5 protein-coding genes are annotated in these 6,859 nt (G+C 55.6%); 4 read left to right on the forward strand and 1 reads right to left on the reverse strand.

Annotated elements, in window-relative coordinates; all coding sequences use genetic code 11:
- The first annotated feature begins 5 nt into the window (after nucleotides 1–5).
- The 3 genes from DWZ52_RS01020 to DWZ52_RS01030 all read left to right on the forward strand — a co-directional run bounded on the left by DWZ52_RS01020 (nucleotide 6) and on the right by DWZ52_RS01030 (nucleotide 3,319).
- Nucleotides 6–1,046, forward strand: a complete 1,041-nt coding sequence (locus DWZ52_RS01020) for a glycosyltransferase family 2 protein (protein WP_118384678.1) — start codon at nucleotides 6–8, stop codon at nucleotides 1,044–1,046.
- Nucleotides 1,047–1,120: 74 nt separating this feature from the next.
- Nucleotides 1,121–2,239, forward strand: a complete 1,119-nt coding sequence (locus tag DWZ52_RS01025; RefSeq protein WP_158572385.1) for a glycosyltransferase family 2 protein — start codon at nucleotides 1,121–1,123, stop codon at nucleotides 2,237–2,239.
- A gap of 12 nt (nucleotides 2,240–2,251) precedes the next feature.
- Nucleotides 2,252–3,319: a glycosyltransferase gene (locus DWZ52_RS01030; protein ID WP_118384680.1), complete on the forward strand. Its 1,068-nt coding sequence runs from the start codon at nucleotides 2,252–2,254 to the stop codon at nucleotides 3,317–3,319.
- Between the two features lie 1,786 nt (nucleotides 3,320–5,105).
- On the opposite strand, the gene DWZ52_RS01035 is transcribed toward DWZ52_RS01030, so the two are convergent.
- A complete protein-coding gene (locus DWZ52_RS01035; RefSeq protein WP_118384681.1) occupies nucleotides 5,106–5,642 on the reverse strand; it encodes a hypothetical protein in 537 nt (178 codons plus the stop codon).
- 162 nt (nucleotides 5,643–5,804) lie between these two features.
- Between DWZ52_RS01035 and rfbB the strand changes: the two genes are divergently transcribed.
- Nucleotides 5,805–6,761 (forward strand): dTDP-glucose 4,6-dehydratase, encoded by a 957-nt coding sequence (gene rfbB / locus DWZ52_RS01040; protein WP_233524914.1) that lies wholly within the window; start codon nucleotides 5,805–5,807, stop codon nucleotides 6,759–6,761.
- Nucleotides 6,762–6,859 lie beyond the last annotated feature (98 nt).

Consider the following 6,859-nt stretch of genomic DNA (forward strand, 5'->3'; position numbering starts at 1 on the left):
TCGGCATGGGAGAGGCCTCGTGCCCTAAAGCAACCATTGTCGTCCCCGTTTACAACTCTGCGCGCTCCATTCAGCGATGCCTCGATTCGCTGCTGGCCCAGTCCGAGCGCTCGATTCAGGTTGTGTGTGTCAACGACGGTTCGACTGATGATTCGTTGAACGTGTTGCGTCAGATCGCGCAGGCCGACGATCGCGTACTGGTGATTGACCAGGAAAACGCTGGCGTCTCGTGTGCTCGAAATGCCGGTATCGATGCCGCCGAGGGCGAGACCGTCTTTTTTGTGGATGCCGACGATTACATCGATGCCCAGACGGTCGAGCGCGTGCTGCATGCCATGGAGTCTGCAGATGCCGAGGCCGCCGTTTTTGGCGGCGTCTGTGAACCTGCCGATGCTGCCCCCAAACGCGTCCAGCAACTCATGAGCCCCAAAGCCGGTACCTTCGGCGCCCGTGATCCCCAACTGCTGTTCCATTCGAATGCGCAGCCCTATGCCTGTCGTGCGGCTTTTTCGCGCGAGCTGCTCAATCGCGAAGGCATTCGCTTCGCCCCCGGTTTGGCTTTGGGCGAGGACGTCGTCTTCCAATTTGCGGCTTATGCGCTTGCCCGCAAGACCGTCGTCATGCCGGACAAGTTCTACCACTACGTGATGGAGAGCGAATCGGCGACGCACGAGTTCAACAGTGCCGAGGCTCGCGCCAAAAAGCTTGACACCCACATGAGGATGCTCGAGGAGGTCTTGGAGGACTGGGCGGCCTACGGTCTTTTGGACCTGTGTCCCGGCGAGCTGATAACTTGGTTTTTAGACCTCATTGTGTTCGACCTGGCGCGCTTGGATGCCGATGACTTCCATCGCGTGGCGGCTCGCGTCAACATGGACCTCACGACGTTTTTGGGAACGGAGTGGGCGGATATGCCTGCTAAGGGCGCCGTTTGCCGTGTTGCCCACAAGCTCGTTGCGGCGACCTCGGGCGTTTCGATGGCAGACGCCACGCTGTTCTATCTTTCGACTCGCGGTCTCAAAGCCTGCCTGGAGCGCTTTATCTAATTCCAAGCGCTGCCGCCCGCCGCAACTCGGCTGCTAAAATAACCCTGTTACACGCTATCCAACAGGAGGTTCTCTTGCAGAACTCTGATACCCCTAAAGTTTCTCTGCTTGTCCCCATTTGCAATGTCGAACGCTACCTGCGCGAGTGCCTCGATTCCGCCGTGGCGCAGACGCTCAAGGATATCGAGATCATCTGTATCAACGACGGCTCCACCGATAGCTCGCCAGACATCATCCGCGAGTACATGGAGCGAGACCCCCGTGTGAAGATGATCGATAAAGCCAACAGCGGCTACGGCGACTCGATGAACCGCGGCCTGGAGATGGCGCGCGGTGAGTACGTGGGCATCCTTGAGTCCGACGACTTTATGTTTGAGGATTCGCTCCAAAAGCTGGTCGCCAAGGCCGATGCTGAGCATGCCGATGTGGTAAAGGGCGACTTTTACCTGTATTGGTCCACGCCCAGCGAGCGCCGTGAGCTGTTTGGGATCATCGACGAGCATATGACGGGCGCCGCGTATCGCCCCGTCGATCGCCCGGGCATCTTCTACCGCAAACCTTCCATTTGGTCGGCTATCTATCGGTGCGAGTTTCTCAACGACAATCAGATTCGGTTCCTTCCCACGCCGGGCGCCTCATATCAGGACGCAGGCTTTAACTTTAAGGTTTGGGCTTGCGCCGAGCGTGCCGCGTTTATTACGGACCCCATTTTGTGCTATCGCCAGGATAACGAGAAGAGCTCCGTTAATTCGCCCAACAAGGTGTTTTGCGTGTGCGACGAATATGCCGAGATGCAACGTTTTTTGGACGAGCGTCCCGAGCTCAAGGCTCAACTCCAGGGCATTTTAATGCGCATGAAGGTCGATACGTACCGTTGGAATGATGAGCGTCTGGTCGATGAACTGCGTGATCAGTTTTGGAAAAAGGCCTCGCCCGAGCTCAAGGCCGATTGGGATGCCGGTCGCTTTGACCTGTCGCTGTTCGATCCACGTGGCGAGACCGACCTGCGCCTGATGGTCAAGTCGCCCCGTGCCTATATCGATTCGCGCTTTGGCTTTAAGAAGCCGGGCAAGCTCAATACGTTTAAGCATTACTTTAAGATTGGCGGCCTGCCGCTGGTGTGGCGCGTGCTGACGTATCAGCGCACCTACGGCGACAACCCGCACCCCGATGACGTTCCCGCCGCACAGTAGGAGCGAGTGATTATGGCTACCCCCAAGATTTCCGTTGTCGTTCCCATCTACAACGTGGAGGAGTGCCTGGCCTGGTGCCTGGACTCCCTGCTTGCGCAGGACATGCCCGATTGGGAGGGCGTGCTGGTCAACGATGGCTCGCCGGACGGTTCGCGCGATATTGCGGCTGCCTATTGCGAAAAGGACGCGCGCTTTACGCTGGTCGATAAGGAGAACGGCGGCCTGTCGAGTGCGCGTAATGCGGGTATCGCTGCGTCCGCGGCGCCTATCGTCGCGTTTTTGGATTCCGACGACCGCTTTACGCCCGATGCGTGCCGTGTGATCGTCGATGCCTTTGAGCGCGAGGGCTGCGACGTTTTGACCTTTGGTGCGAATCCGTATCCGCTGAAGGCGGGGTATCCGTGGCTTAACTATGTGCTGAGCCCGCGCGATGTGTCGTTTGAAGGCTATAGCTCCGACCTGCTGTTTAAGGAAGCGTCTCGCCCCTTTGCATGGCGCACTGCCTGCAAGCGCGATTTTTTGCTGGACAACGGGATTCTGTTCGACGAAACCGTTAAGTATGGCGAGGACCAGGTCTTCGATTTCGCCGTGTACGGTCGTTCGCGCAAGACCGCGCTTATCTCGAACAAGCTGTATGACTACCGTGTCGCGCGCAAAGGCTCACTTATGGACACCATGCGCTATGACGACGAGACGCGCCTGCTGGAGCACGTGAAGATTTACTCCGCGGTGCTGGCTGACTGGCAGCGCGACGATCTCGATGTACAGCACGCCGATGACCTGGCGTACTTCCTATGCGATCTGGTGCTGTACGACGCGCTCAGGCTGCTGGGTTCGGACTGCGGCAAGGTGTTTGCTGCCGTTGCCACGGCGCTTGCCGGTTCTGCCGTGGGCAGCGATGCTGCGCTCGCACAATGCGCTCCTTCTATTGCCGCTATGGTGCGCGCGGCGCTTGCCAGCAAGGCCCCCAATGCCCGTGTATGCAAAAAGCTCATGTTCGATTACGACGTCTTGAGGTTTGGGCGCCTGGGTGCCTGCAAACGCATGGCAGTGAACGCCCTTGGAAAGCGAGAAGTGTAGATGAGAGATCGGCGGGGAACGTCGATTGATTGCTGGCTCTAATGGTTTAGACGACGGGCGATGCCGCACCTGCCACAAGTTGCGGTAAGTCGCGATGGGCATCATGATATGGCGCAACACCCTTGCAGTCGGGCCCCACCTGTCGTGCGCCTGGTCGACCCTGAAGAGGCAAGCGTACCGGTCGAGATAAGCCTGCGGGTTCCGCGGCGACATCCCCGTGAAGCGCCATAGGTATCGTTTAAGCCAGGGGCACAGGTCGTTCACCATCTCCATCCGCTCTAGGTAGATCGGGTCGTTTACATTGGCCCTGTGCGCTCCGCTCTCGAGCCGGTCGTCCCTGACCAGCGCGCTGTGTGCCCGCTTGAGGTCGTGGATCAGCGGCGACCCGGGCGCCATCTTGCTGCCCATGTCCTTCCTCACGCGCGGCGAGCTGGGCTTCCTGTGACCGTATGCGACCGCGACCGGGTTCTTGTGCACGTCGATGGCGACGCCGATACAGAGCTTCTGGAGGGGTAGGCCGCGTCTGCGGGCCTGCCCGCTGCCCTTGGAGAGGTCGGTGTCGATGATGTGGGTCTCGTCCATCTAGACGGTGTCGCGCAGCACGATCCAGTCCGAGCGGCAGCGCCACCTCGGGACGCCGGCCGCGGTGGACCAGTCTCTCCAGGCGCCGCGCGCCGCACCCCCGGGCGCCTTGGGTCCGGCCGATAGGACGCCTTGGCCTCGGCGAGCGTGCCGACGACGACTTCATCGCGGCGGTGCCTCTCGTCAGCAGCTTCTATGAGCAGCAGGAATTCGTCGGCGGTCAAACCCGCCACGAGCTCCCTGAAGGGGTTCGCTCTTCCCATATAGATCTGTCCCATCCACCCGACCGCCCACCCGGTGGGATTGTCGCCAAATAAAGATCCGGGTGGGCGCGCGGGTAAATTCTCTGTTTGGCTGGGAAGAGCACGGCATTCGGGGATCGTACGGTCCCCGAATCATCACCTATTATCTAAACTGTTAGATTGAATTATTAAGGGCTTCATCCAAATAGATTTCTGCATAGATGTTGAAAATATTATGCTAAGCAAATGATTGGTTCTTAGAGAAGTCCGTTAATCTGTCTCTCGTTATAATTAATTAAGCTTGCGAGCGCATTGCTTGGAATGGTTGAACCAGCCTTATCAGTATTGGAGCTTCTACTTGAGCAGCCAACGAAGGGATGGATAATGACCATGATTTCCTATATCGCGGTGGGCGCAAGCGGGGATGACCGTTCCAAGTAATTGCTGCAAGGCTTGCCCTCTCGGGTGGTACCCGAGCATTCCCGCCACAATCCTAGGCACGTCTCCTGGATTGGTTTTGAGTGCCGATTCGTGCACTCTTTGTTTGCTTTGCATCGTTTTTTGCTGAAACTATGGATTTAGTCGGTTGATTTACGAATTCGCCCGAACGCTTTGAGCGAATAGATCGCTCCCACAGTTAGTCGACTCCCCGCAGCCTCTCCTGGGTCCCAGGGGCGGCGTTTTCCCAGTTGAAGGAGCGGCTGGTCCTTTTATTCCGTTTTGTCTATAACTATGATGGCGGAGCATGGCCCCTCTCGGCGCAATCTTTGGCTGGGAAGGGCATGGCGATTCGGGGCCTTTTGGTTCCCGAATCGCCATCTGTTATCTAAGCTGTAAAAAACTGTTTCCTTGGTCTGCTAGAGTGCTTCGCGAAAACGGGTCAAAAAGTGAACCGACTTTGAATACCGTTTATATCATTTGGCTTATGCCAGAAGGATTGTGTGGGCTAGTATGCATGAAAATCAATCGATCTTGTAGCACTCTATGTTTGCTTTGATTACCGCTTCAGCAAGTGCGAGGTGCTCTTCGTGCGAATTGTCGCTCGAACTTCGCCATTTGGCAATGTCTTTTTCATCTATGCGCCTTATGTCGAACGGCTCCTCAACAAACTCCGCCGCCACCTCCATGAATTCGTTGAAGCTTGTGGTTACCCCTCGGGCATCAATGTAAGCCTTTTTTCCATTTAGGTAAGCCTGGCAGAATGCATGGAAACGATGCCTCTTCCTTTCTTCGATTATGAATGCCTTGTATCCGAGAATCTCTTCGAGTTTTAACGCAAACGCTTGGCATGATCCCCTGAGAAGACACCCCGCTGATGTTAGATGCTCTTCGTCGTCGTCAATTTGAGTCAGGTGCCCGTCGTAGTCAATCTCTTCGAGATTCGTAAAATTATTGTTATCGCAATAGAATCCCTTGTGTAGTTCAGTTCCATGGACGGGACGGTATCTGCTTCGGTCGGTTTTTCCGGGCAGTGCTTTTGCAGTAGACTGGTTACTCATTGGTTCTCCGTTTGGCTGTCGTTATCTAATTATTTGTACCAACAAGTATCAAACTTAATTCCTCATTGGGACACGGGTTTAGCCTGAAAGGACTGTTTCAGTATTTGTTATCAGCTTAAGGGGAAATGGGGCAACCCAATGACTGGGGGAGGGGCAACGCGCGTGGAGCGAAAATTCGGCAATATCTTGGTTACGGGCGGTTGTGGTTTTTGCGGTTCGGCGTTCGTTCGCTTTGTCGCGAATAATGTACCGGATGTGCACATCACCGTCATAGATAAGCTGACGTATGCTGCCAATCCAGACAGTATCGCGGGGCTTCCAGAAGATAAGGTGAAACTTGTTGTTGGCGACATTTGCGATCCAGATTTGCTTGATCGAGTGGTTCCCGGGCACGATGCAATTGTTCACTATGCCGCGGAGTCTCATAATGACAATTCGATTGTCGATCCTGGCCCGTTTATAAAAACGAATGTCGAGGGCACATGCCAACTCTTGGAAGCTGCTCGTAGACACCATGTCAGGTTTCATCACATTTCGACTGATGAAGTGTTTGGAGACCTGGCGCTTGATGGCCCCGTCAAGTTTACTGAGGATTTTCCCTATCGGCCGAGCAGCCCTTATTCCAGCTCCAAGGCGGCATCTGACATGCTTGTGAGAGCTTGGATTCGCACCTATGGTCTGCAAGCGACCATTTCTAATTGTTGCAATAACTACGGTCCATATCAGCATCCCGAGAAGTTCATTCCGCATTCGATTGCATGCGTCCGGCGCGGGGAGCGTCCTAAACTGTACGGGGACGGTTTGAACGTACGCGATTGGATTCATGTCGATGACCACGCTCGTGCTGTTTGGCTCATTTTGGCCAAAGGGAAGATCGGGGAGACCTATCTTGTCGGAGCCAATTGCGAGCGCAGCAATCTCGAAGTTCTCAAGCTCATTCTTAAAGCAATGGGCAAAGACGAAGATTTTATTGACTGGGTTAAGGACCGTCCCGGCCATGATCGACGGTACGCCATAGACGCTAGCAAGCTCCGCCGCGAGCTTGGTTGGGTGCCGATCCATGGTGACTTTGCAGCAGAGATTTCGCAATTGTGCCATAGCAACATGCTTTTAACCTGATTAGCCTTTCGGGGTTAAGCTGCTGCTCGCGAACCTCTCGTCGATGAGGCGCGCTTCTTTGAGTAATCGCCCTCTTTGACACCGGCGATATTGAGCCC

This window comes from Collinsella sp. AF33-16 (genome assembly GCF_003475325.1).
Taxonomy (GTDB): domain Bacteria; phylum Actinomycetota; class Coriobacteriia; order Coriobacteriales; family Coriobacteriaceae; genus Collinsella.